The sequence below is a fragment of the Blastococcus sp. VKM Ac-2987 genome, from assembly GCF_026967805.1.
Classification (GTDB): Bacteria; Actinomycetota; Actinomycetes; order Mycobacteriales; family Geodermatophilaceae; genus Blastococcus.
Genome location: NZ_JAPVBG010000003.1, coordinates 1,169,827 through 1,193,775 on the forward strand (window position 1 = coordinate 1,169,827; position 23,949 = coordinate 1,193,775).

Consider the following 23,949-nt stretch of genomic DNA (forward strand, 5'->3'; position numbering starts at 1 on the left):
ACAGGCGCCGCTGAGGACGTCCATCGTGCCCAAGCCCGACCCCCGGAAGTTCCACGACGTCGTCGTGAACGTCGCCCGCGACCGTGAGCCGGGCCAGCATCTGAAGCAGATCGGCGGCCGACGTTGCGGTCGGCTCCGGCCAATGCGTCGGGCATCGAGGGCTTCCCGCTCGACCTGGCGCTCGCCGGACAGCTGCGGCCACCCCGTCATCAGCGCTCCGACCTCGATCTGCGCCGGCCCACGCTGTTCCGAGGCACGCTGGAGCAGGTGGTGGCCGCCGGGGCCGAGTGCCGGCGGGGTGAGATACCACAGGATCCGCCGTGGACGGCGACCGTCATGTCGGCCGACCCGGCCGGCCCTGCGAGCGCACGGCAACGAGGCCAGCCCGCCGGCGCCTGAGGGCGACATGTGCGTCGGAGGGTCAGAGCGAGGGACTGCGGCGACGGCCTGCGGCTGGTGCGGGGCCAATCCAGGCCTCGAGGCTGGGGATCGATCCCGAAGTGGTGTTCGGCCACCTGCCGGCACCGTGCCTGGGAGCTGGCGAGGGCCGCGGCCTCGGGCCTACCGCCGTGGAGCTCGTCGAGCGGCGCGTCGAGGTCCAGGTTCCTCTTCGTTCCCACCCGCCGCGACTGGCCCAGGCTGCTCGGTGAGCTCGGCGGTCAGCTGAATCACGGGCGGGTCCACGACCGCGCCCTGCCCGGCTTGGCGCGTGCACTACAGCCCCTACTGGAGGCCAACCGGAGACGCGCCCACCTCACCGGTCCCCCGGACGTGCGCTGACCACAAGCCTGAGGCGGGCCGGCCTTTACGGCCGACCCGCCCCTGACCTGCGGTTCCACTGTCGGGCTGACAGGATTTGAACCTGCGACCCCTTGACCCCCAGTCAAGTGCGCTACCAAGCTGCGCTACAGCCCGCGTGCCGCCCGCGCGCCGGGGCTTCCCGGACCGCGTGATGGCCGCCCCGGAAGATTACCGCACGGCCGTCGCCGGCCTCGACGGTGGTCAGCCCCGCTTGCCGTCCTTCTCCCGGCCCTCGCGCACCTTCACCGAGATCTCGATCGGCGTGCCGTGGAAGCCGAACTGCTCGCGCAGCTTCCGCTCCAGGAAGCGGCGGTAGCCGGCCTCCAGGAACCCGGTGGAGAAGACGACGAACCGCGGCGGGCGGACGTCGGCCTGCGTGACGTACTTGATCTTCGGGGCACGGCCACCCCGCGCCGGCGGCGGGGTCTCCTGCACCAGCGCCCGCACGAACGTGTTGAGCTCGGCCGTGGGCACCCGGGTCTCCCAGGAGGCCAGCGCCGCGCGCAGGTGGTCGGCCAGCTTGCTCACGCCCCGGCCGGTGGCCGCGGAGATGTTCACCCGCGTCGCCCACCGGACCCGCGCCAGCTCGCGCTCGATCTCCCGCTCCAGCAGGTAGTGCCGGTCCTCGTCGAGGGTGTCCCACTTGTTGATCGCGATGACCAGCGCCCGGCCGGCGTCCACGACCTGGCTGATCACCCGCTGGTCCTGCTCGCTGATCACCTCGTCGGCGGCGAGCAGGACGACGGCGACCTCCGCGGCCTGGATGGCGGCCTCGGTGCGCAGGCTGGCGTAGTACTCCATGCCGCTGGCGGTGTTGACCTTGCGCCGCAGCCCGGCGGTGTCGACGAACCGCCACTCCTCGCCGCCCAGGGTCACGATCGAGTCGACCGGGTCGACGGTGGTGCCGGCCACGGAGTCGACGACCGAGCGCTCCTCCTTGGCCAGCCGGTTGATCAGGCTGGACTTGCCCACGTTCGGCCGGCCGACCAGGGCGACGCGCCGCGGCCCGCCCTCCTCCTCCTGCTCGCGCGGCGCCTCGGGCATCGCGTCGAGGATGAGGTCGAGCAGGTCGCCGCTGGCCCGGCCGTGCAGCGCGCTGACCGCGACCGGCTCGCCGACGCCCAGCGACCACAGCTCGGCGGCGTTGGCCTCGCTGCGCTCGTCGTCGACCTTGTTCGCCACCAGGATCACCGGGCGGTCGCTGCGGCGGAGCACGCGGGCGGCCGCGAGGTCGGTCTCGGTGGCGCCCACCTGGCTGTCGACGACGAGGACGATGACGTCGGCGGTCTTCATGGCGTAGTCGGCCTGCCGGGTGATGGAGGCACCCAGGCCGGCGGCCTTGGGGTCCCAGCCACCGGTGTCGACCACGGTGAACCGCTTGCCGTTCCACAGCGCCTCGTAGGCGATGCGGTCCCGGGTCACGCCCGGGGTGTCCTGCACGACGGCCGCCCGGCGGCCGAGGATGCGGTTGACCAGCGTCGACTTGCCGACGTTGGGCCGGCCGACGATGGCGACGACGGGCAGCGGCCCGGTGCTCTCCTCGGTCATGCCCGCTCCCCCGCCGGCACGGCGCTGCCGACCAGGGCGACGACCCGGTCGACGACGCCCTGCTGGTCCAGCTCGGTGCTGTCGACGACGACGGCGTCGGCGGCCGGCCGCAGCGGGCTGTCGGCGCGGCTGCTGTCGAACTCGTCCCGGCGGCGCAGGTCCGCGGCGAGCGCGGCCACCTCGTCCGGGTCCGTGATGCCCAGCTGGGCGGCCCGGCGCTGGGCGCGGGCCTCCGGGGCGGCGGTCAGGTAGATCTTCACCGCGGCCCCGGGCAGCACGACGGTGCCGATGTCCCGCCCCTCGACGACGACCGCCCCGGCCGCGGCGACCAGCGCGCGCTGCTGCTCGACCAGCTGGCGGCGGACGGCCGGCACCGCCGAGACCGCGGACACCGCGCGGGTGACCTCGGCGCCCCGGATGCGGACCGCGACGTCGGCGCCGTCGACGCGGACGGTCTCGGTGGCCGCGTCGGTGCCCACCTCGATGCGCGCACCGCCCACCGTCCGGGCCACGGCGTCGGCGTCGGCGGGGTCGACCCCGGCGTCGAGCACCGCGACCGTGGCCGCCCGGTACATCGCGCCGGTGTCGAGGTAGGCGGCGCCCAGGCGGGCGGCGACGCCGCGCGCCACGCTGGACTTGCCGGTGCCCGACGGTCCGTCGAGGGTCACCTGGCCTCGGAATGTCATCTGCTCACTCACTGCTCTCCGTGCCCGGGTCCCCGGGCACTGTCGTCACGCTGCGCGGGTCCGCCCCGCCGCTGCGCGGCGGGGTCGGCCCACGGGTGCTCACTGGGCGATGTCGCGGCGGAGCGCGGCTGCGCCCCGGAGGTAGACGTGCTGGATCTCCGCGCGCGGCCGGTCGGTCTCCGCGTGCGCCATGAGCCGCAGGACCCGCGGCAGCGCGTGCGGCACGGCGATCTCGGTGGCGCACATCAGCGGCACGCCCCCGAGCCCCAGCTCCCGCGCGGCCAGCGCCGGGAACTCCGACACCAGGTCGGGCGTGGCCGTGAACAGGATGCTGATCAGGTCCTCGGCGGCCAGCTGGTTGCGCTCCATGACCGTGGCGACCAGCTCGCGGGTCGCCGCGAGGACCTCGTCGCGGTCGTCGGCGTCGACCTGGGTGGCTCCCCGGACGGCTCGGACGGCCATGCGCTCTCCTCCTTCGGCTGGGCTCCCGGCGCCGCCGCGGTCGGTCCGCCACCCGCCCGTCGCGCACGGGCGGAGCGCACGTCCGGCCGGCTCCGTGGGCACACCGGTGCCCGGTCGCCCCGGACGAGTCTAGGGAGGCCCCGCCACCACGCCTCCGATCGCTGCCCCGGGGCACCGTGCGTGGCCGTCGGACCCGTCGCCGAGGCGCACGCCGGACCTCCGCCCCCAGCCCGGATGTGCCCTCGGTGGCTACGGTCCCTTCAGAGCCCGACGAGCTCCTCGAGGGCGCCGATCTCCTGCCGGCTGAGCCTGCGGATGGTGCCCGAGCGCATGGCCCGCAGCTCGATGGGGCCGACCGCCGTGCGGGTCAGCCGCGAGACCGGCAGGTGCACCGCCGCCAGCAGCCGGCGGACGATGTGCTTGCGACCCTCGTGCAGCACGACCTCGACCACCGACTGGCCGGCGTGGGTGTCGACCACGCGGAACGAGTCGACCTTCACCGGCCCGTCCTCCAGGTCGATGCCCGACCGCAGCCGCCGCGCGAGGTCGCGGGGCACCGACCCCGACACCTGGGCCAGGTAGGTCTTGCGCACCTCGTAGCTCGGGTGCGCCAGGCGGTGGGCCAGCTCGCCGTCGTTGGTGACCAGCAGCAGCCCCTCGGTGTCCTGGTCGAGCCGGCCGACGTGCACCAGGCCCTTGGCCAGGTCGCCCACCATGTCGCCGACGGTCGGGCGGTTGCGGTCGTCGCTCATCGCGGTGATCACGCCCGGCGGCTTGTTCACCGCGTAGGTGACCCGGTCGTCCCGGATCTCCAGGCGCACGCCGTCGACGGCGATCTTGTCGTGCTGGGCGTCGACCCGCATGCCCTGCACGCGCACCTGCTCGCCGTTCACCGCGATGCGGCCGGCGTCGATCATGTCCTCGACCACGCGGCGCGACGCGACCCCGGCACGGGCCAGCACCTTCTGCAGCCGCTCCCCCTGCCGGTCGTCGCGGGGGTCGCCGGCCGGCCGGTCGCCCGGGTGCGCCGGGGCCAGTTCCATGTCCTCGGACCAGCCGTCGCCGGCTGCGGTGGTGCTCTCGTCGTTCGGGGTCGCGTCGCTCATCGCCCTCCAGTCTCCCACCCGCCCCCCGGCCGTCCCGCCACGCGCTGCCGCACGCGTGTGCCACCTCACGGGGGCACCCCGGACGGCAGGCTGGTGCCGGCGGCTCCGGCCGTCCCGGGATGCGTCCATGAGCAGCACGCGCAAGGTCGCCCTGGTCCTGGCCGCGGGCGCGACGTGCGGTTCGGGGCGCCGCTGGCGGTGGTCTCGCTCCTGCTGCTCGGCGCGTTCTGGATCGGCAGCGCCTCGGCCTCCGACGCGTCGGGAACCGTCCTGCGCGCCGCGCTCGGCGCCGGGATCGTCGGCTTCGTGGCCGCGGCCGCCTGCTTCCTGCCCTCCCGCCGTCCGCGCCCCTGACCGGGGCGGCCGGGGTCAGGCGTCCGGGTGCTCGTCGAGCACCGTGGCGGTCTCCGGGAGCAGCGGCGCGAGCTCGGGCAGCTGGTCCAGGCCGGTGAGGCCCAGCCGCTCGAGGAACAGCGGCGTCGTCGCGTAGAGCCCCCCGCCGCTGTCGGGGTCGCTGCCCACCTCGTGCACCAGCCCGCGCGTGATCAGCGTGCGCATCACGCCGTCCACCCCGACGCCGCGGATCGCCGACACCCGGGCGCGGGTCACCGGCTGCCGGTAGGCGATGACCGCCAGCGTCTCCAGGGCGGCCTGGGTGAGCCGGCTGCGCTGGCCGTCCACCAGGTGCCGCTCGACGACGGCGGCGTGCTCCTCGCGGGTGTAGAGCCGCCACCCCTCCCCCGCCCGGCGCAGCACGATCCCGGCCGACCGCGCGTCGTAGCCCGCCGCCAGCTCCGCCAGCCCCCGGCGCACCTGGCCGGGCGGGCAGCGCAGCGCGGCGGCGAGGGTGTCCTCGTCGACCGGGTCGTCCATCACGAACAGCAGCGCCTCCAGCCCACCGAGCAGCTCGACTGGGTCCAGCAGCTCCGGCGGCTCCGGCTCGGGTTCCGGCTCCGGTTCGAGCGCGGGCTCGGCGGACCGGACCGGCTCGTCGTCGACCGGGACGGCGGGCACCGGCTGCTCCTCCACCGGGCGCACGGCGACCCGCGCCGCGAGCTCCGCGGCCACGGCGTCCCAGGCGGCGGGGTCGTCGTCGCCGCGCCGGGCCGCCTCCTCGCGGGTCGCGGCCAGCTCGGCGGCGAGCGCGTCCCACGAGATGGGGGCGCGGTCGGTGTCGGGGCGCTCGTCGCTCACCCGTACTCCTCGTCGGCATCGGGGGCCGGCGGACCGGCCGGGTCGGGGACGGCGTCGCCGGTCCACCGCACGTGCAGCTCACCCAGCGGCGTGAGCTGCTCGAACACCACGCGCTGCTGCCGGTACAGCTCCAGCAGCGCGAGGAAGCGGGCCACCACCTCGAGCGTGTGCCCGCAGTCGGCGGTCAGCGCCCGGAAGCTGGCGGTGCCCGACCGGACCAGCTGGTTGCGGACCAGCAGCAGCTGCTCGGTGACGCTGACCGGCGGTGCGTGCAGGTGGGAGACGCTCACCGTCTCGGGGACCCTGGGGGCCAGCGCGCGGGCGGCCAGGGCGGCGAACTGCTCGGGGGTCAGGTCCAGCGAGACCTCGGGCACCAGCTCGGCGAACCGCGGCTCGAGCCCCGCCTGCCGCGGGAACCGCCGCGCCGCCTCCGCCTCGCGGTCCCGCAGGAACGCTGCCGCCTGCTTGTAGGCCTTGTACTGCAGCAGCCGGGCGAACAGCAGGTCGCGCGCCTCGAGCAGCTCCAGGTCCTCCTCGTCGTCGACCTCGGCGGCCGGCAGCAGCCGGGCGGCCTTGAGGTCGAGCAGCGTGGAGGCGACCACCAGGAACTCGCTGGCCTGGTCGAGGTCGAGCTCGTCGCCCAGCGCCCGCAGGTGGGCGATGAACTCGTCGGTGACCGTCGACAGGGCGATCTCGGTGACGTCGAGCTTGTGCTTGCCGATCAGCTGCAGCAGCAGGTCGAACGGGCCCTCGAAGTTGGTGAGCCGGACGGTGAACCGAGCCGGAGCGGCTCCGGCGGCCTCGTCGGCCGGCGGAACCGCTCCGGTGCTCTGGCTCACGGACGCCGAGGGTAGGCGCCCGGGCTCACCGTCCCTGGAGGCGGCGGACCAGGACCGCGTCCTCGCCGCGCTCGGTGAGGTCGGCCAGCAGCACCGTGATCGCCTCGCGCACGATCCGGCCGCGGTCGGCGGCCAGCCCGTGGTGGGCGCGCAGCGTCAGCCGGGCGGACTCGAGCGCCAGCAGCTCGTCGGCGGAGATGTAGACGGTGATCTTCTCGTCGTGCTTGGTGCGCTCGGCGCGCCCGCGGGCGGGCCGGCCGCGGGTGGCGACCCTCGGCTGCAGGACCGGGGCCGGCGCCGGCTCGGCGGACGCGCCGCGGAAGGCCGCGAGGTCGTCGGCCGGCTGCGCGCCGCCCGGGACGAGGGTCAGCGACGCGGCCGCCTCGGCGGCGGACTCGCCGCCGCGGCGGGCGCTGCGCAGCGCCGGGGAGCTGGCCGGCGTCGGCAGGCTGGGCAGCTCGGTGACCTCCGCGGCGGACGCGGTGTCGGTGCGGCGGAACAGCTCCGAGGCACCCGGGAGAACAGGCCGGCGAGTCATGCCGACACCTCCTCGCTGGCGCTCGTCGGCAGCATGACCTGAGTCGCTGCACCCATGAGTGATCTCGCACGCTCGATCACAGTGCGAGCACCTCCTTGGCGAGGTCGCGGTACGCCGCGGCGCCCGTCGACGTGGGGGCCCACGTGGTGATCGGCTGACCGGCGACCGTGGTCTCCGGGAACCGCACGGTGCGCTGGATGACGGTCTGGAAGACGGTGTCGCCGAACGCCTCGACGACGCGGCTGAACACCTCCCGGCAGTGCACGGTCCGGGAGTCGTACATGGTGGCGAGGATGCCGTTGATCTCCAGCGACGGGTTGAGCCGCTCCTTGACCTTGTCGATCGTGTCGACCAGCAGGGCGACGCCGCGCAGCGAGAAGAACTCGCACTCCAGCGGGATCACCACGCCCTGGGCGGCGGTGAGGGCGTTGACCGTCAGCAGGCCCAGGGAAGGCTGGCAGTCGATGAGGATGTAGTCGTACTCGTCGACGACGTCGGCGAGCACGCGCAGCAGGGTCTGCTCGCGGGCGACCTCGCTGACCAGCTGCACCTCGGCGGCGGACAGGTCGATGTTGCTGGGCACCAGGTCCAGGCCCGGGATGTCGGTGGACACCCGGACGTCGCGCAGGCTCGTCCGCCGCTCCATGAGGACGTTGTAGATCGTCCGGTCCAGGTTCTGCGCCGGCACGCCCAGCCCCACCGACAGCGCCCCCTGGGGATCGAGGTCGATGAGCAGCACCTTGCGGCCGAACTCCACCAGCGCGGCGCCCAGGTTGATGGTGGACGTCGTCTTGCCGACGCCGCCCTTCTGGTTGCACATCGCGATGACGCGGGCCGGGCCGTGCTGGGTCAGCGGCTTGGGGTCCGGCAGCCGGCGCTGACGCGCCCGTGCCGGGTCCAGCCGCAGCGCGGCCGCCCCCATCTCGGGGCCGGTGTCGTGCGGGCGCGCGACGGCAGAGGCCGCGTCCGCTCGGATCGCCATGGGTAGTCGCCTCCAGCTCGTGCCCGGCCCGGACGTTCCGGGTGCGGTCAGCCGTCTGTCCGCTCGGGTAGGGCAGACGCTAGGGAGAGGCGCAGAAGTTCCCAAGGCGGCACGCCGTCGACGTGTCGACATGGCGACGAATGCCAACCAGAGTGACTGGTCAAGCCGAGCGATTCCCAACAAGTGCCGAAGAAACGGTCGGGCTCCTGTCAGGTCAGGGCGCGTGGGTGACTGGTGGCGTAGACCTCGCGGAGGCGCTCCACGGTCACCAGCGTGTACACCTGCGTGGTCGTCACCGAGGCGTGGCCGAGCAGTTCCTGGACGACACGGACGTCGGCGCCACCGTCGAGCAGGTGCGTCGCGAAGCAGTGCCGCAGGGTGTGCGGGGAGATCGCGGTCGGGTCCAGCCCGCCGGCACCGGCGGCCCGCTCCGCCGCCGTCCGCAGGATGGACCACGCGCTCTGCCGGGACAGCGGCCCACCCCGCACGTTGAGGAACAGCGCACCGCCCCGGCCCCCGGCCCGGGCGCCGGCCGCCAGGGCGGGGCGGGCGCGCACCAGGTACTCCTCGACGGCGCGCAGCGCGTAGCTGCCGACCGGCACCACCCGCTCCTTGCCGCCCTTGCCCGCCAGCCGGACGGTGCTCTGCCCGCGGTCGAGGTCGTCGACGGCGAGGCCCACCGCCTCCGAGATGCGCGCGCCGGTCCCGTACAGCACCTCGAGCAGCGCCCGGTCGCGGAGCCCGCGGGGCCCCTCCAGCGCACCGGCCGCCTCGATCAGCGCCACCACCGACTCCACCGGGACGGCCTTCGGCAGCCGACGGGCCGGCGTGGGCGGGCGCACCTCGTGCGCGACGTCGTCGGGCACCAGCCCGTCGAGCAGCGCGAACCTGTGCAGCCCGCGCACGGCCACGACGGCACGGGCCGCCGAGGTCGCCGACAGCGGCGGGTGGGCGTCGTCGCCCCGGCGCAGCGCGGCCAGGAAGCCGGCGACGTCGGACTCGGCGATCTCCCGCAGCCCGCCGACCCCGGCGGCCGCGAGGTACTCGGTGTAGCGCCGCAGGTCCCGCCGGTAGGAGGCGATGGTGTTCGCCGCCAGGCCCCGCTCGACGGTCAGGTGGTCCAGGTAACCGGTCACCACCCGCTCGACGTCGGGACCGGCGGACAGCGCGCTCGTCAGGGGAGCACCTCCTGCAGGGGAACGGCGTCCAGGCCGTGGGCGTCGGCCACCTCCTGCAGCACGACCTGGCCGGCCACCACGTTCACCCCGTGCGCGAGCGCGGGGTCGCGCCGCACGGCGGCCGGGGTGCCCTCGGCCGCGAGCGCGAGCACGTAGGGCAGCGTGACGTTGGTGAGCGCGTGCGTGGAGGTGTTGGGCACCGCGCCCGGCATGTTGGCCACGCAGTAGAACACCGAGTCGTGCACGCGGAAGGTCGGCTCGTCGTGCGTGGTGGGCCGGGTGTCCTCGAAGCACCCTCCCTGGTCGACGGCGATGTCGACGAGCACCGAGCCGGGCCTCATCCGGGAGACCAGCTCGTTGGCCACCAGGGTGGGGGCCTTGGCGCCGGGCACGAGCACCGCGCCGATCACCAGGTCGGCGTCGAGCACGGCGCGCTCCACCTCGTAGGCGTTGGAGGCGACGGTCTGCAGGTGCCCCTGGTAGATCCGGTCGGCGGCGCGCAGCTTGTCGATGTCCCGGTCCATGACGACGACCTCGGCCTGCATGCCGAGCGCGATCGCCGCGGCGTTCATGCCGGAGACCCCGGCGCCGATGACGACCACCTTGCCGGCGTGCACCCCCGAGACACCGCCGAGCAGGACCCCGCGTCCGCCGTGCGCCCGCTCCAGGCAGTGCGCGCCGACCTGCGGCGCCATGCGGCCGGCCACCTCCGACATCGGGGCCAGCAGCGGCAGCGCGCCGTCGGCGGTCTGCACCGTCTCGTAGGCGATCGCGGTGGTGCCGGAGGCGACGAGCGCGTCCGTGCACTCCTGCGACGCGGCCAGGTGGAGGTAGGTGAACAACGTCTGGTCCGCGCGCAGCCGGCCGTACTCCTGGGCCACCGGTTCCTTGACCTTGAGCAGCAGGTCGGCGTCAGCCCACACGTCGTCGGCGGAGGCGACGATGCGCGCCCCCGCGGCGGTGAAGTCGGCGTCCGGGATCGAGGAGCCCTCGCCCGCCGCCTGCTCGACCAGCACCTCGTGCCCGGCGCGGGTCAGCTCCGTCACCCCGGCCGGGGTGAGCGCCACCCGGTACTCCCGGTTCTTGACCTCTCGGGGGACCCCGACCCGCATCGACTCGCTCCTGGTCCCGGCGGGCCGCTCCCGAGCGGAACGGCGCACCTCACCGCGTCGTGGGCCGCCCGGTCGGGGCGCGCCTCGGCCGGAGTGTAGGCACGACGCCCGTCCCCGTCCCCCACCCTGCGCCGTTCCGTGCCCCTTCCGCGCCCCGCGCGGATCGGCCGCCGCGCTGCCGGGCGGGCGGCGCTGGCCCACGATGACGGGGCCGCCCACCCCGTCCGGAGGACCCGTCCATGCACTGCTACGCCGAGCACCCCGCCCTCCGGGCCCGCCAGCTGGCCGCCGATCTCGGCGTCCTGGCGTGGACGGTGCTGTGGGTCCTCGTGGCGCGGGCCGCGCACGGCGCCGTCCTGGTGCTGGCCGAGCCGGGGCGCGCGGTCGAGGGCCTCGGCCGGTCGGTCTCCGGGTCCATGGCGTCGGCCGCCTCCGCCGCCGAGGGCGTGCCGCTCGTCGGGGACGAGCTCGCCACGCCGTTCGCCGCCCTCGCCGGCGCCAGCGGCTCGGTGCGCAGCGCCGGGCAGTCGGCGCAGGACGCCGTCGACACCCTCGGGACGATCCTGGCCGTGGTGCTCGTGCTGCTGCCGGTCGGCTGGCTGCTGTCGCGCTGGCTGCCCTGGCGGCTCCGCTACCTGCGGGAGGCCGGGGCGGCCCTCCGGCTGGCCGACGGCGCCGACCTGGAGCTCCTCGCCGCCCGGGCGCTGGCCACCGCCCCGCTCCCCCGCCTCGCCGCGCTGCCCGCGGGGACGGGCGCGGCCTGGCGGAGGGGCGAGCCCGCCGCCGTGCGGGCGCTCGCCGCGCTCGAGCTGGACCGCCTGGGGCTCCGCCGGCCCGGCCGGGGCGCCGGCAGCGGGGTGACGGCGCCGCCGGAGCGGACCCCCTCCCCCGGCTGACCTGTCCTCGGCCGGTGCGCCGGTGCGCGGGCCCCGGGCGCTCCGGTCAGCCGGCGTCGACCGGGCGCAGGCGGGGCCCGGTGGCCCGCGCCTGCGCGGCGGCGAGCAGCCCCACGACCGCGGCCGCGTTCCGGATCCCGCCGTCGAACACCCGCTGGACGGCGTCGGCGAGCGGCACCCGCTCGACGGTCATGTCCAGCTCCTCGTGCTCGACGGTGAACCCCTCGGGCCGGTCGACGTCGCGGAGCCCTTCGGCGAGATAGATCAGCACCATCTCGTCGCAGAACCCGGGGCTGCTGTAGTGCGTGGTCAGCAGCGACCACCGCTCCGCGGCGAGGCGGGTCTCCTCGGCCAGCTCCCGCTGCGCGGTCTGCAGGGGCGGCTCGCCGTCGGCGTCCCGGAGCCCGGCGGGTAGCTCCCACAGGTACTCCCCGACCGGGTGCCGGTACTGCCGGAGCAGCACCACGTGCCCGTCGTCGTCGAGCGCCACGACGGCGACGGCGCCGGGGTGGCGGACCACCTCGCGGACGCTGTCCCCGCCGCCGGGCATGGCCACGGTGTCCTTGAGCAGCCGGATGACCCGGCCCTCGTACACCGGCGCGGAGTCCAGGACGCGGTACTCGTGCGGCGCCGGCTCGTCGATCACCGTCAGATCCCGACCTTCTCGGCCTCGTCGAGCGGCACCGGCAGCCGGGCGGCCTCCTGGTAGTCGACCGCCGCCTGCACGAACGCGGCGAACAGCGGGTGCGGGCGGGTCGGCCGGCTCTTCAGCTCGGGGTGGGCCTGGGTGCCGACGAAGAACGGGTGCACCTCGCGGGGCAGCTCGGCGAACTCGACCAGCAGGCCGTCGGGCGAGGTGCCGGAGAAGACCAGCCCGGCCTCGCCGAGCCGGTCCCGGTAGGCGTTGGCGACCTCGTAGCGGTGCCGGTGCCGCTCGGTGATCTCGGTGGCGCCGTACGCGGCCGCGACCACCGAGCCCTTCTGCAGGTGCGCCGGGTAGCTGCCCAGCCGCATCGTGCCGCCCATGTCCCCGCGGCCGGCGACCACGTCCAGCTGGGTGGCCATGGTGGAGATGACCGCGGCGGGGGTCTCGGGGTCGAACTCCGTGGAGTTGGCGCCCTCGATGCCGGCCAGGTTGCGGGCGGTCTCGATGACCATGCACTGCAGCCCCAGGCACAGGCCCAGCGTCGGGATGCCGTTGACCCGGGCGTGCCGGATGGCGCCCAGCTTGCCCTCGATGCCGCGGACGCCGAAGCCGCCGGGGATGCAGACGCCGTCGACGCCGGCGAGCGCCTTCTCGGCGCCCTCGGGGGTCTCGCAGTCGTCCGACGGCACCCAGCGGATCTGCACCCGGCTGCGGTGGGCGAAGCCGCCCGCCCGCAGGGCCTCGGTGACGGAGAGGTAGGCGTCGGGCAGGTCGATGTACTTGCCGACCAGCGCGATGGTGACCGTCTGCTTGGGCGCGTGCACCCGGTCCAGCAGGTCGCCCCACACCGTCCAGTCGACGTCCCGGAACGGCAGGCCGAGCCGGCGGACCACGTAGGCGTCGAGGCCCTCGCGGTGCAGCACCTTCGGGATGTCGTAGATCGACGGCGCGTCGGGGCAGGAGATGACCCCTTCGGCGTCGGTGTCGCACATCAGGCTGATCTTGCGCTTGAGGCCCTCGGAGATGTCCCGGTCCGACCGGCAGACCAGGGCGTCGGGCTGGATGCCGATGCTGCGCAGCGCGGCGACCGAGTGCTGCGTCGGCTTGGTCTTCAGCTCGCCCGACGGCGCGATGTAGGGGATCAGCGAGATGTGCAGGAAGAAGCAGTTGTCCCGGCCGATCTCGTGCCGCACCTGGCGGGCGGCCTCGAGGAAGGGCAGCGACTCGATGTCGCCGACCGTGCCGCCGATCTCGGTGATCACCACGTCCACGCGCTCGGCGCTGTCGGCGCCGGCCATGATGCGCGACTTGATCTCGTTGGTGATGTGCGGGATGACCTGCACCGTGTCGCCGAGGTACTCCCCGCGCCGCTCCTTGGCGATCACGTCCGAGTAGACCTGGCCGGTGGTGACGTTGGCCCGGCCGGAGAGATCGATGTCCAGGAACCGCTCGTAGTGACCCACGTCCAGGTCGGTCTCGGCGCCGTCCTCGGTGACGAAGACCTCGCCGTGCTGGAACGGGTTCATCGTCCCGGGATCGACGTTGAGGTAGGGGTCCAGCTTCTGCATCGTGACGCGGAGGCCACGGCTGGCGAGGAGGGCGCCCAGCGAGCTGGCCGTCAGCCCCTTGCCGAGAGAGGACACAACACCGCCGGTGACGAAGACGAACTTCGTCGGCTGGGAGTTGCGCAAGAGCCCGAGATCACGTGTTCCAGACGGTCGACCCACGGGAGACGACCGTAACACGGTCGGCCCCCGCCGCCCGCCCGGCGTGCGGAGCGCCACCCGGCGGCTCTCCCTCTCCGGGGGTCCCGGGGCCCGGAGGAAGCGCCAGCCGGACGAGCAGCGGGACCAGCAGCGCGGCGGCGGTCGCCGGCAGGGCCACGCCGGAGTCGTTCACCGCCGCGCCGATGGTCAGGCTCAGGGCGACGGCGAGCAGCGCGGCCCGGAGCACGGCGGCGTCGGCCGCGGGCAGCCCGGCCGGCCCCCGGCCGGCGGCACCGGCCGCAGCGCTGCGCAGCGGGCCCCCGGGCCGCAGCAGCCAGACGGCGGCCACCAGGGCGACCGGCAGCATCCAGGCCAGCGGGCTGCCCAGCAGGATGCCGATGTTGGCCGCGGCCTTCCGGCTGACCACCGTCCACGCCTCGCCGCTGAGCACCTGCTCGACGAAGCGGCCCAGGTGGGTGCGCTCGCCGGCCGGGCGCAGCCAGTCCAGCACCGCGACCGTCCCGACGGCGACGACGGCGGCGGCGAGGATCGCGGCCAGCCGCACCACGGTGACCCGGACCCCGGTCAGCAGCATGGCCAGCAGGAGGAAGCCGGGCAGCGCCGCCAGCACCCCGCCGAAGTCCCGGCCCAGCGGCGGCGCCCCGATGAGGACGACGGCGAGCAGCCCGGCGGCGACGACCACCGCCCCGGTGCAGGCCTTGCGCCGGTGCGGGGCGGACCGCCGGCCGATCGCCGTGGCTCCGGCCGCGGTGACCGTCAGCGCGCTCACCGAGAGCAGCCCGAAGGTCAGGTTGCCGTAGCCGGTGAACCGCCCGGCGACGACCGCGTCGTAGCCCAGCGGTCCGTTGAGCTCCAGCGGGGAGCCGGTGAGCACGTCGGCGACGAGGGTGCCGAGCGTGATCGCCAGGACGGCCAGCGGCGGGCCCAGCGGGCGCCGTCGCCAGGGCCCCAGGGCGGCGACGGCGGTCACCGCGAGGTCGGCGACGACGACCGCGGCGACGAGCGCGGCCAGCGGCGCGCCGGCCCGTTCCCACGGCGCGAGCCCCGCCAGGTAGGTGGACACGGGCAGCGCCGCCGCCAGCAGGCACAGCAGCCGCAGCGCCCGGTGGGCCCCCGGCCAGGTGCCCGGTGGCCGGTGCCGGCGCCGGGTGCCGTCCAGGAGGATCCCCAGCCCGACGACGGCGGCCCCCAGCAGCACGAAGGTCCAGAAGAACCCGCCGGTGTTGCGGTGGTGCGTGATCGCCGCGGTGTTGACCCGCTCCAGCTCGGTGACCGCCTCGGCCAGGGGGGGCCGCTCCCCCGTGCTGCGCCACGGCTGCCCGTTCATCGACGGCGGCGGCTCGAGGCCGAGGGCCCGCAAGGCGGTCGGGGCCACGTCGATCAGCTGCACGAACGGCGCCCGCCCGGTGCTCGCCGAGGTCAGCCAGCCGGTCTCGAAACCGGGACCGGCGGCGATGCCGACGTGCAGCTGGGGACGGCCGTCGTTGACCTCGGAGATGCCGGCGAGCAGCAGCAGGGTGTCCCCCGGCAGCTCGTCGACCGCGGCCAGCACCCGCCCCAGCGCCTCGTCGATGCGGCCCACCGCGGCGGCCCGCGGTTCGGGCCGGGTGCCGTCGTCGGTGGGCTCGGTACCGGGTGCCCCGGCGTCGGTCATCTGGTCCAGCGAGATCAGGCCCAGCGGGCAGGCGCCGAGCAGCTCGGCCAGCTCGCCCGGCTCCCCCGGGAGGGCCGGCGCGGCGGGAAGCCGCACCCCGGGCACGGCGGCGGCCAGGGCGGGCGCCCGGCCGACGACCGCGGCGCAGCCGACCGCCTCCCCCAGCGCACCGGGCTCGGCCCCGAACCGGATGGTGCCCTCGTCCTCGGCGATCCGGGCGACGGTGGCCTGCGGATCACCGAGCGCGACGCCCGCCACCCGCTCCTGCAGGCCGCAGCGGGTGAGCGAGGTGTCCAGGCGCGGCTCCTCCGCCGTCGCCGGCTCCTCGCCGTCCCCGCCGTCCGGCGCCGGGCCGTCACCGACCGCCCCGGTGCCGTCGGGCGCGGGCACGGGCACCGGCGGCAGGCCCTCGTCGGTGCCCGGGAAGCGCGCCCGGTTGCCGGCACCCAGCGTCGCCCAGCCGTCGAGCAGGCAGCTGGTGGAGCGGGCGGCCCGCACCGACGTCGCCCCGATCGCCGAGTCCTCGGCCAGGGCCCACAGCCGCGGGGTGGCCCGGGGGTCGAGGTCGGCCCAGATGAGACCGGGCACCCCCACCACGACGACGCGGTCGGCGGCGTAGGGCTCCTCCGCCACCACCGCGCCGGCCCCGGCCGGCAGGCCCAGCAGGAGAAGCCCGACCAGCGCCAGGAGGGCGGCGGCCCGGCGCACCGTCCGCACGGCCGGCCCGCTCATGCGCCGGGCCGGGCCGGCGTTCCCAGCAGCTCGCGGTAGATCCCGACCAGCTGTGCGGCCGTGCCCTCCTCGTCGGGCCAGCCGGCCGCCTGCCGGAGCCCGGCCTCGCCGAGCTCGGCGGCGTGCGCGCTGTCGCCGAGCACCCGCACCACCGCCTCGGCCAACGCCGCGGGGTCGCCGACCGGCACCAGCTCGGCGGCGTCGCCGAGCAGCTCGGGGAGCCCTCCGGTGCGGGTGGCCACCAGGGGCACGCCGGCGCGGAGGGCCTCCTGGGCGGTGAGCGACCGCGCCTCCCAGCGCGAGGGCAGCACGCACAGGTCGGCGGCGGCGAGCAGGTCGGCGACGTCGTCGCGCCGGCCCAGCAGCGTCACCGGCAGCGTCCCGGCCCGGATGCGGGCGGCCAGCTCGTCGTGCAACGGCCCGTCCCCGGCGACGACGACCAGCGGCGCGGGGCGCAGGCGCTGGTCGGCCGACCAGCGGGCCACCGCGTCCAGGAGCACGTCGTAGCCCTTCTGCGGGTGCAGCCGGCCGACCGCCACGACCAGCGCCCGGTCGTCGACGAGCCCCAGCTCCGCGCGGACCTCGGCCGGCGAGCGGGTGGCCGGGGGCAGCGGCGGCGCGGACACCGGTGCCAGGCGCACGTCCCGGGCGCCCAGCCGCCGCGCGTTGTCCGCCAGGTCGGCCGAGGCGGCGAGGACGACGTCGGCGGCGCGGACGGTGGCGCGCTCGGCCCGTTCCAGCACCCGGCGGCGCAGCCCGCCGCCCTCCGGGAGCGCGTTGTGCAGGGTGAGCACCAGCCGGGTCGAGGGGGCGCCGAGCCGGCGGGCGGCGGCGGCCACCAGGCCGGCCCGCAGCCCGTGCGCGTGCACGAGGTCGCTGCCGGCCAGCGCGCGCCGCAGCGCCTGCACCGCCCGGACGTCGGCCGCGGGCGCGAGCCCGGCGGAGATCTCGACCGGCGTGAAGCCGGCGCCCCGGCCGGAGAAGCCGAACAACTCGTCGGTGGCGCGGGGCCCGCAGACCGCGACGGTGGCGCCGGCGGCGACCAGCGACGGCAGCAGCGAGCGCACGTGGGTGCCGACCCCGCCGGTGCTGGTGGCCAGCACCTCGGTGATCCGGCGGTCCCGCAGGGCCGGTTCAGCCACTGCGTACCTCCTGCCCGCCCGTCGACCGCAACTCCCGGAACGCCCCCACCAGCTGCGCGCGGGCCGTCCCCATCATGACCGCCAGCGCCACGACGAGCACGGTGCCCCCGGCCAGCACCCCGGCTCCGAGCGTGCCGGGCAGGCCTCCGCCGGGCACCGGGTCCGCGCCCAGCGCACCCGCGACCCACAGCCCGGCCGCCCCGCCCAGGGAGCCGGCCAGCAGCGCCACCGGGCCGGTGCGGCCGAGGCCGCCCAGCGCCGGCGGGCCCGCCGCCCGGGCGACCACCAGCAGGAGCCCGGCACCGGCGACGGTGACGCCCAGCGTGTGCCCCAGGCCCAGGGCCAGCGCCCGGTCGTCGCTGGGCAGCGCCCGGGCGAGGACGACGTCGGCGGCGACGGCGAGCAGCCACCCGCCGAGCACGCACGCGGTCGGTGCCTTCCACAGCCCGCGGGCGTAGAGGGCCCGGGTCAGGAGCGCCACCAGGCCGTACCCGAGCAGACCCGGCGCGAAGGCCACGATGGTGTCGCGCAGCGCGGACACCGCCGCATCCGTGCCCGAGCCCAGGAAGACGCGGGCCATGGGCCCGGCGGTCGCGACCAGCGCCGCGGCGGCGACGGCACAGGCGGCCACGGTCAGCACCGTGACCGGGGCGAGCGCGCGGCGGTAGCCGTCCTCGTCGCCGCTGTCCGCGCGCTCGGCCAGCCCGGGGTAGGCCGAGGTCGCCAGCGGCACGGCGAGCGCCGCCCAGGGCAGCAGGAAGACGGTGAGGCCGGCGGCGTAGATCACCTGGGTGCCGTCGGGGGCCCCCTCGTTGGCCAGCCGGATGGCGACGGCGGCCAGCAGCTGCTGCCCGGCGAGGGTGAGCACGCCGGCCACGGCCAGCCGCCGGACGCGGGGTGCGGCGCCGACCGGGAAGCGCAGCGCGGGCCGCAGCCCCAGGCGCAGCCCACGCAGAGGGAGCAGCAGGCTCAGGCTGAGGGCGACCACGCCGAGCGTCGTCCCGACGCCGAGCACCAGCTCGGCCGGGGTGGACAGCCCAGCCACGTCCCCGCCGCCACCCATGGCGGCGAAGACCAGGTACGTGATCGCGACGACGAGGCTGGACAGCAGCGGCGCCAGCGCGGGGCCGGCGAACCGCCGGTGGGCCTGCAGCACGCCGGTGAGCACGATGCCGATCCCGTAAAGCACCACCTGCGGCGCGAAGACCAGCAGGAACCGGCTGGCCAGCTGCACCTCGGCCTCGTCGCCGCCGCCGAGCAGCAGCCGGGCGATGGGCTCGGCGAGCACCGCGAGCAGGACCGCCAGCGGGGTCAGCAGCAGCAGCGTCCAGCCGAGCAGCGCCGACGCCGTGCGCCGCACCTGCTCGCGGTCCCCGGCGGCGATCCCGCCGGCGAGCATCGGCACGACCAGGCTGGCCAGCGCCCCGCCGGCGACGACCTCGAAGACGATGTTGGGGACGTTGTTGGCCGCCAGGTAGGCGTCGCCGGTGCTGCCGGCTCCCACCGTGTTGGTGAAGACCAGCGTGCGGCCGAAGCCGGCCAGCCGCGCCAGGACGGTGAGCGCCGCGATCAGGGCGGCCGCCCCGGCGACCCCGCGCGCCACCTGCCGCGCGCTCACGAGGAACGGCGACCGAGGCGGTCCAGTTCGCGGAGCGCGGGGGTGGCCTCGATGACGCGGGTGAAGCTGATCCGCTCGCTGGCCAGGGTGAGCCCGGTGACCACGGCCAGCGCGCCGGCACGGGCGCCGCGGGACGGCACCCCGGCCAGCCGCAGGCCGAGGAGGGCGCCGAGGGCGTTCGCGCCGCAGTCGCCCAGCATGATCCGCTCGCCGAGGTCGTCGGGCAGCACCGCCAGGGTCGCCCCCAGCGGCCCGGCGACCAGCTGCCCGGCCGGCCCGCCGAGACCGGCGGCCGCGGCGATCGCCCCGGCCTTGGCCGCGCGCCCGGGGCGCAGGTCGAGCAGGTTCAGGAGATTGGCGGTGCCGGCGACCAGCCCGGTGGTGAGCACGCCGTCGACGAGCGCACCGCTCCCCCGGCCGGGACCGCGGCTCAGGAGCGCGGCGGCGGCCGCGGCGGCACCGATGCCGGCCACCTTGACCGCGCCGGCCGAGACGCGTCCCTCGCGCAGTGCCCGCAGGTGGCCGGCCAGCCCCTTGTCCCGGGCCTGCTCCGGCCGGGCGCCGGCCAGGTCGTCGTAGCCGCCGACCAGGCCGGAGACGGCGCCGACGACCGCGGACGCGGCTCGGGTGCCGGGCGGGGCACCCAGCACCGCGGTCGCCGTGGCCGACAGCGCCAGCGCCGGGCCGCCGAGGAGGCTGACCGGACGGCCGGCGTAGTTGGTGCGCCGCCACGGCGCGCCGGCCGGGCGGTCCGTCAGCACGGCGGCTCCCGCCAGGGCGGCGCGCGCCGACGCGGCCCCGGTCAGGGCCAGCAGCGCGGGGCGCCGGCCGCTCACTGCGCGGCGGCGGGCACCGGCGGCACCGGCTGGGTGTCCTCGCCGGTCCCGTACTTGCCCGAGGTGCCCCGCGACTCCTGGCCGAGGGCGAGGGCGGTGCTGATCCGGCCGACGACGGTGCCGACGTTGTCGATCGTGGAGACGGCGGCCGCGAGCGTCGGATCGACGCGGATCGCGCCGATCAGCCCGTTCGGGCGAGCCGACGGCGCATCGCCGGCCACGACGGCGCCCTGACCCTGGGCGTCCAGCGCCGTGGCCAGCTCGACCAGGGCGGCGTTGCGGCGCTCGGCGTCGTCGCCGGTGAACCCGCTGCCGGTGAGCAGCACCGCGTGGTCGGCCGGCACGACGGAGGCGCCCTCGGGGTTCAGTACGTCCAGCGAGCTGAGACCGGCGAGGACCGAGGAGACCGCCGCGGTGTCGGGCACCGGTCCAGCCGGCGGGATCATCAGCGTCTGCGCCAGCAGCGAGGCCACCAGGGTGTCGGCGTCGCCGCTCTCGGGCAGCTGCACCCCGGCGGGCAGCCCGGAGCCGGTGACGTAGCTCTGCAGGGCTGCGCCGGTCGCCGGGTCGCTGTACTCGGGCTCCAGCCGCACCACGCCGCTGACCGAGCCGCCCGCCTGGCGGACCAGGGCGCCGACCGCCTCCACCGTCTCGGCGGTGACGCTGTCGTTGGTCGGGACCAGCAGGACGGAGCGGTCGGTGAGCGTGCCCTCGACCAGCGGCCCGGCGACGGCCTCCTCGAACTCCACGGAGGTGTCGAGCTGGGCCTGGAGGTCCCGGGTGCGGTCCTCGAGGTTCCGCTTGTCCTGCTCCAGCGCGGACACCTGGTTCTCGATGTCGGCCAGGATCGGCGCGTTGAGCGCGGTCGTGCCGATGACGATGCCCAGCGCGACCGCCAGGAAGACCGCGATCAGCGAGACCAGGTGGTAGCGGAAGTCGATCACGAGAAGAGGTTCTCCAGCCAGAACATGAAGCTGTTCCATTGGTCGAGCAGCAGATCCAGGTAGACGCGCCCCGCGGCGGACAGCGCCAGCGCCGATCCGATGGCGAAGAGGGCGGCGAGCACGAGGACCACCAGTGCCGTCGTCGAGATGCGGCTGCGGTAGAGCCGGCTGACGCCCTTGGCGTCGACGAGCTTGCCGCCCAGCCGCAGGCGGGTGAGGAAGGTGGAGGCCATGCCCCCGCGGCCCTTGTCCAGGAACTCCACGAGGGTGGCGTGGGTGCCGACGGCGACGATGAGCGTGGCGCCCTTCTCGTCGGCGAGCAGCATCGCGATGTCCTCGCTGGTGGCGGCGGCCGGGAAGGTGATCGCCTCCACGCCCAGGTCCTGCACGCGGGCCAGGCCCGGGGCGCGGCCGTCGGCGTAGGCGTGCACGACCACCTCGGCACCGGAGCGCAGCACGTCGTCGCTCACCGAGTCCATGTCCCCGATGATCATGTCCGGCGAGTAGCCGGCCTCGACCAGCGCGTCGGCACCGCCGTCGACGCCGATGAGGACCGGGCGGTAGTCGCGGATGTAGGAGCGGAGGGCGTGCAGGTCCTCCTTGTAGTCGTAGCCGCGAACGACCACGAGCACGTGCCGGCCCTCGATGGACGTGGTGACGTCGGGGACGCCGACACCGTCGAGCAGGAGCGCGCGCTCCCGCTTCATGTACTCCATGGTGTTGGCGGCGAACGCCTCCAGTTGCACCGACAGGCCGGCCTTCGCGTCGGCCATGGCGGCCGCCACCGTCTCGCTGTCGTGGGCGGCGCCCGCGGCCACGACCGTGCCGTCCTCGGCGACGAGCTCGTTGCCGTCGAGCCGGACGGTCGCGCCCTCCTTGACCTTGGCGAACACCTCCTTGCCGACGTCGTCGAGCAGCGGGATGCCGGCGTTGATGAGGATCTCGGGCCCGAGGTTGGGGTACCGGCCGGAGATGCTGGGCGCGGCGTTGACCACCGCGGCCACCTTGCAACCGACCAGCGCGTCGGCGCTGACCCGGTCGATGTCGACGTGGTCGATGACGGCGATGTCGCCGGGGCGCAGTCGTTTCGTCAGGTTCTTGGTGCGACGGTCCAGACGGACGGGGCCGGCGACCCCGGGCCCCGATTCCTGTGCCCGGCCGCGGCGAACGGTGCCGATGCGCATGACTCCGCATGCTGCCACGCGGAGTTCCCCGGGCGTTCATCCGACGCGCATCGGCGACGTTCCGCTCACGGAGCGTGTCCGACACCAGGTCCGGCCGACACGCCGGCCACGCGCTCCGCGCCGCCTGCGCGGGACCGTTACCGAGTTGTGACTAGCGTTGCGGATGTGACTGGTGTGGCTGGTGCCCTGACGACCGCAGCATCCCTCCCGCAGCCCGACGAGGACGCCCCGGCGCCCGTCAGCGGTGCGGTGATCAGAGCGGTCCCGGGACCTGAGCTGGACGGACGCGCCGACCAGCCGGCCAGCCGGCCGGTGCCCGGGACCGCGGCGGACGGCAGCGCGGCTGCCGCCCCGGCCGATGCCGGGCGCGCGGGGACCGGTGCCGCTCCTGGGGGCGGCGAGCGGGACAGCGCGCCCAGCGGGGTGGCCGGCGACGTGCCGGCGGAGCTGATCCCCCCGGGGGCCGTGCCGCCGCCGGTCGCCACCGCACCGGCCGCCGTGACCGACGGTGACTCCACGGGGCCCCGGCGGGCACGGCGGGCCCTGCGCGGCAGCGGGATCCGCGAGCGCCGCCGCCAGCAGACGCGGGACCGCATCGTCGACGCCGCCACCGAGTTGTTCGCCGAGCGGGGCTTCGACGCGGTCAGCGTCGTCGAGATCGCCCAGCGCGCCGGCGTCGTGGAGAAGACGGTGTTCAACCACTTCCCGGTCAAGGAGGGCCTGGTCTTCGACGACGACCCGCCCATGCGCGCCGCCCTGCTGGACGCCGTGCGCCGGCGCCCCGCGGGCGAGTCGGTGTCCGCGGCCGCCGGCAGCTTCGTCGTCGCGGCGATCAGCCTGCTCGGCACGCCGGAGGCCGCCGACGGCGTCGCGCAGATGGCGCGGGTCATCCGTGGGAGCCGCACGCTGCAGATCCGCGAGCGGGAGATCCTCGGCGAGCTCACCGGCTCGCTGGCCGACCTGGTTGCCGAGGAGACGTCGGCGAAGCCCGGCCAGATCGAGCCGTGGCTGGCCGCCCACGCCGTCCTGGGCCTGTACGCCTCGCTGCTCGAGCTGGCCCGGGACCGGGTGCTCGACGGGGTCAGCGGGCCGGAACTCGCGGCCGAGCTGCGCCGGCAGGGCCGCCGCGGTCTCGCTCTGCTGCAGTTCGGCCTGGCCGGCTACGCCAAGTCACGGTGACATCGGCCGTCCTCCGGACGGCACCGCGGCCAGGAGCCGTTCCCCGGAGGCGTTGAGCCGTTTCCCGTTCCTCCTCGGGGAGCCCTCCGGGCGCCCGCTCGTCGGAACGCCTCGCGAGGCGGCTCGCGTTCCGGTCCGCGGCTCACGCGCCACCCCGGCGGGTACCGCGGCTCCTAGCTCTTCCTCGGAGGACCCTCCGGGCCCCCGCTCGTCAGAGCTGCAGCGACTTCACCAGCTGGTCGGCGCGGTCGCCGGGGAGGTCCGGATCCCGGGTGAAGAGGGCGACGGCGACCATGTAACCGTCCTCCCCCGCCCAGCCGTGGCCGTCCGCGCAGAGCCGGCGGATGTGCTCGCGCACCTTCGGCTCGTTGCTGTACGGCCCGAAGTCCAGGCCCATGGCGAGGAAGTTCACGACGCGGTAGCCGAGCTCCTCGGCGGTCCGCACGGTCGCCAGCGGGTCGGAGTAGCTGGCCACGGCGGAGATGACGTTGGTGTACCCGGCCTTGAGCAGCTGCAGCACCAGGTCGTTGCCGTGCACCCCGCCCCACAGCTCGGGCATCAGGATGTCGCGGTCGGGGGCCGGGATGTAGGGCGGGTTGGAGATGACCGTGGACGCCTGCTGCCCGCCGGCCGAGTCGGCCTGGTCGAAGAAGTCGCCCAGCTCGACGGTGTACCGGTCGGCGACCCCGCGGTCGGCGATGTTGACCCGCGCCTGCTCGACGGAGGACGCGCTGATGTCGTAGCTGCGCACCCGAAGCCCCGGGAGCCCCCGCACGACGTCGGCGATGGCGGTGGCATCCCCGGTACCCAGCTCGTCGACGCCCTCCTCCGCCCAGTGCAGCTGGTCGCGGTACTGGTCCAGCAGCATGCACACCGAGAAGCCGTAGTGGGCGGACTCATCGGTGGAGGAGAAGCAGGTCACCGACGCCCCTTACCCCGGCCTGC

At 75.7% G+C, this 23,949-nt stretch carries 22 protein-coding genes and 1 tRNA gene; 3 read left to right on the plus strand and 20 right to left on the minus strand.

Annotation, left to right across the window (positions count from 1 at the left end; all coding sequences use genetic code 11):
* Window positions 1-841 precede the first annotated feature (841 nt).
* The 5 genes from O2W17_RS20750 to O2W17_RS20770 all read right to left on the minus strand — a co-directional run bounded on the left by O2W17_RS20750 (window position 842) and on the right by O2W17_RS20770 (window position 4,603).
* A tRNA-Pro gene (locus tag O2W17_RS20750) sits at window positions 842-915 on the minus strand.
* Window positions 916-1,002: 87 nt separating this feature from the next.
* Complete coding sequence (gene der, locus O2W17_RS20755; protein WP_269194356.1) at window positions 1,003-2,349, minus strand: ribosome biogenesis GTPase Der; 1,347 nt, start codon at window positions 2,347-2,349, stop codon at window positions 1,003-1,005.
* Window positions 2,346-3,035 (minus strand): (d)CMP kinase, encoded by a 690-nt coding sequence (cmk, locus tag O2W17_RS20760; RefSeq protein ID WP_269194357.1) that lies wholly within the window; start codon window positions 3,033-3,035, stop codon window positions 2,346-2,348. Before cmk ends, der begins: the two co-directional genes overlap by 4 nt.
* A gap of 99 nt (window positions 3,036-3,134) precedes the next feature.
* Window positions 3,135-3,497 (minus strand): chorismate mutase, encoded by a 363-nt coding sequence (gene aroH, locus O2W17_RS20765; RefSeq protein WP_269194358.1) that lies wholly within the window; start codon window positions 3,495-3,497, stop codon window positions 3,135-3,137.
* Window positions 3,498-3,757: 260 nt separating this feature from the next.
* Complete coding sequence (locus O2W17_RS20770; RefSeq protein WP_269194359.1) at window positions 3,758-4,603, minus strand: pseudouridine synthase; 846 nt, start codon at window positions 4,601-4,603, stop codon at window positions 3,758-3,760.
* Between the two features lie 174 nt (window positions 4,604-4,777).
* Here O2W17_RS20770 and O2W17_RS20775 point away from each other — a divergent pair, with 174 nt between their 5' ends.
* A complete protein-coding gene (locus O2W17_RS20775) occupies window positions 4,778-4,957 on the plus strand; it encodes a hypothetical protein (RefSeq protein WP_269194360.1) in 180 nt (59 codons plus the stop codon).
* A gap of 15 nt (window positions 4,958-4,972) precedes the next feature.
* Here the strand turns inward: O2W17_RS20775 and scpB are convergent, their stop codons facing one another.
* The 6 genes from scpB to ald form a co-directional block, all read right to left on the minus strand.
* A complete protein-coding gene (gene scpB, locus O2W17_RS20780; protein WP_269194361.1) occupies window positions 4,973-5,797 on the minus strand; it encodes an SMC-Scp complex subunit ScpB in 825 nt (274 codons plus the stop codon).
* On the minus strand, window positions 5,794-6,636 hold the full coding sequence (locus O2W17_RS20785; RefSeq protein WP_269194362.1) for a segregation and condensation protein A: 843 nt from the start codon (window positions 6,634-6,636) through the stop codon (window positions 5,794-5,796). Before O2W17_RS20785 ends, scpB begins: the two co-directional genes overlap by 4 nt.
* Window positions 6,637-6,661: 25 nt before the next feature.
* Window positions 6,662-7,174, minus strand: coding sequence for a hypothetical protein (locus O2W17_RS20790; RefSeq protein ID WP_269194363.1), 513 nt, complete (start codon window positions 7,172-7,174; stop codon window positions 6,662-6,664).
* Between the two features lie 76 nt (window positions 7,175-7,250).
* The gene (locus O2W17_RS20795; protein WP_269194364.1) at window positions 7,251-8,156 is read right to left on the minus strand and encodes a ParA family protein; all 906 of its coding nucleotides are present in this window, start codon (window positions 8,154-8,156) and stop codon (window positions 7,251-7,253) included.
* 209 nt (window positions 8,157-8,365) lie between these two features.
* Window positions 8,366-9,292 (minus strand): site-specific tyrosine recombinase XerD, encoded by a 927-nt coding sequence (locus tag O2W17_RS20800; protein ID WP_269194365.1) that lies wholly within the window; start codon window positions 9,290-9,292, stop codon window positions 8,366-8,368.
* 38 nt (window positions 9,293-9,330) lie between these two features.
* Window positions 9,331-10,446, minus strand: coding sequence for an alanine dehydrogenase (gene ald, locus O2W17_RS20805; RefSeq protein WP_269194366.1), 1,116 nt, complete (start codon window positions 10,444-10,446; stop codon window positions 9,331-9,333).
* A 239-nt stretch (window positions 10,447-10,685) separates the two neighbouring features.
* Between ald and O2W17_RS20810 the strand changes: the two genes are divergently transcribed.
* On the plus strand, window positions 10,686-11,342 hold the full coding sequence (locus tag O2W17_RS20810) for a hypothetical protein (protein ID WP_269194367.1): 657 nt from the start codon (window positions 10,686-10,688) through the stop codon (window positions 11,340-11,342).
* Between the two features lie 46 nt (window positions 11,343-11,388).
* Here the strand turns inward: O2W17_RS20810 and O2W17_RS20815 are convergent, their stop codons facing one another.
* Genes O2W17_RS20815 through steA form a run of 8 tightly spaced genes read right to left on the minus strand, consistent with a single transcriptional unit; the run spans window position 11,389 to window position 21,825 of the window.
* Window positions 11,389-11,988, minus strand: coding sequence for an NUDIX domain-containing protein (locus O2W17_RS20815; protein ID WP_269194368.1), 600 nt, complete (start codon window positions 11,986-11,988; stop codon window positions 11,389-11,391).
* Between the two features lie 2 nt (window positions 11,989-11,990).
* Window positions 11,991-13,679 (minus strand): CTP synthase, encoded by a 1,689-nt coding sequence (locus O2W17_RS20820; RefSeq protein WP_269194369.1) that lies wholly within the window; start codon window positions 13,677-13,679, stop codon window positions 11,991-11,993.
* Window positions 13,680-13,689: 10 nt separating this feature from the next.
* Window positions 13,690-16,101, minus strand: a complete 2,412-nt coding sequence (locus tag O2W17_RS20825) for a hypothetical protein (RefSeq protein ID WP_269194370.1) — start codon at window positions 16,099-16,101, stop codon at window positions 13,690-13,692.
* On the minus strand, window positions 16,098-17,243 hold the full coding sequence (locus O2W17_RS20830; RefSeq protein ID WP_269194371.1) for a glycosyltransferase family 4 protein: 1,146 nt from the start codon (window positions 17,241-17,243) through the stop codon (window positions 16,098-16,100). The genes O2W17_RS20825 and O2W17_RS20830 overlap by 4 nt, the downstream gene beginning before the upstream one ends.
* On the minus strand, window positions 17,236-18,861 hold the full coding sequence (gene murJ / locus O2W17_RS20835) for a murein biosynthesis integral membrane protein MurJ (RefSeq protein WP_269194372.1): 1,626 nt from the start codon (window positions 18,859-18,861) through the stop codon (window positions 17,236-17,238). The genes O2W17_RS20830 and murJ overlap by 8 nt, the downstream gene beginning before the upstream one ends.
* On the minus strand, window positions 18,858-19,697 hold the full coding sequence (locus tag O2W17_RS20840) for a hypothetical protein (protein WP_269194373.1): 840 nt from the start codon (window positions 19,695-19,697) through the stop codon (window positions 18,858-18,860). Before O2W17_RS20840 ends, murJ begins: the two co-directional genes overlap by 4 nt.
* On the minus strand, window positions 19,694-20,641 hold the full coding sequence (locus O2W17_RS20845; RefSeq protein ID WP_269194374.1) for a copper transporter: 948 nt from the start codon (window positions 20,639-20,641) through the stop codon (window positions 19,694-19,696). The genes O2W17_RS20840 and O2W17_RS20845 overlap by 4 nt, the downstream gene beginning before the upstream one ends.
* Window positions 20,638-21,825, minus strand: coding sequence for a putative cytokinetic ring protein SteA (steA, locus tag O2W17_RS20850; protein WP_269194375.1), 1,188 nt, complete (start codon window positions 21,823-21,825; stop codon window positions 20,638-20,640). The genes O2W17_RS20845 and steA overlap by 4 nt, the downstream gene beginning before the upstream one ends.
* Window positions 21,826-21,990: 165 nt before the next feature.
* Here steA and O2W17_RS20855 point away from each other — a divergent pair, with 165 nt between their 5' ends.
* Window positions 21,991-23,004, plus strand: a complete 1,014-nt coding sequence (locus tag O2W17_RS20855; RefSeq protein ID WP_269194376.1) for a TetR/AcrR family transcriptional regulator — start codon at window positions 21,991-21,993, stop codon at window positions 23,002-23,004.
* 211 nt (window positions 23,005-23,215) lie between these two features.
* Here the strand turns inward: O2W17_RS20855 and O2W17_RS20860 are convergent, their stop codons facing one another.
* Window positions 23,216-23,926 (minus strand): methylase, encoded by a 711-nt coding sequence (locus O2W17_RS20860; RefSeq protein ID WP_269194377.1) that lies wholly within the window; start codon window positions 23,924-23,926, stop codon window positions 23,216-23,218.
* Between the last annotated feature and the right edge of the window lie 23 nt (window positions 23,927-23,949).

Excerpts from the sequence above, each read along its gene's own strand:
- der (WP_269194356.1), bottom strand. The coding sequence starts at position 2,349 with ATGACCGAGGAGAGCACCGGGCCGCTGCCCGTCGTCGCCATCGTCGGC.
- cmk (WP_269194357.1), bottom strand. The coding sequence starts at position 3,035 with ATGACATTCCGAGGCCAGGTGACCCTCGACGGACCGTCGGGCACCGGC.
- aroH (WP_269194358.1), bottom strand. The coding sequence starts at position 3,497 with ATGGCCGTCCGAGCCGTCCGGGGAGCCACCCAGGTCGACGCCGACGAC.
- O2W17_RS20770 (WP_269194359.1), bottom strand. The coding sequence starts at position 4,603 with ATGAGCGACGCGACCCCGAACGACGAGAGCACCACCGCAGCCGGCGAC.
- O2W17_RS20790 (WP_269194363.1), bottom strand. The coding sequence starts at position 7,174 with ATGACTCGCCGGCCTGTTCTCCCGGGTGCCTCGGAGCTGTTCCGCCGC.
- O2W17_RS20795 (WP_269194364.1), bottom strand. The coding sequence starts at position 8,156 with ATGGCGATCCGAGCGGACGCGGCCTCTGCCGTCGCGCGCCCGCACGAC.
- ald (WP_269194366.1), bottom strand. The coding sequence starts at position 10,446 with ATGCGGGTCGGGGTCCCCCGAGAGGTCAAGAACCGGGAGTACCGGGTG.
- O2W17_RS20810 (WP_269194367.1), top strand. The coding sequence starts at position 10,686 with ATGCACTGCTACGCCGAGCACCCCGCCCTCCGGGCCCGCCAGCTGGCC.
- O2W17_RS20825 (WP_269194370.1), bottom strand. The coding sequence starts at position 16,101 with ATGAGCGGGCCGGCCGTGCGGACGGTGCGCCGGGCCGCCGCCCTCCTG.
- steA (WP_269194375.1), bottom strand. The coding sequence starts at position 21,825 with ATGCGCATCGGCACCGTTCGCCGCGGCCGGGCACAGGAATCGGGGCCC.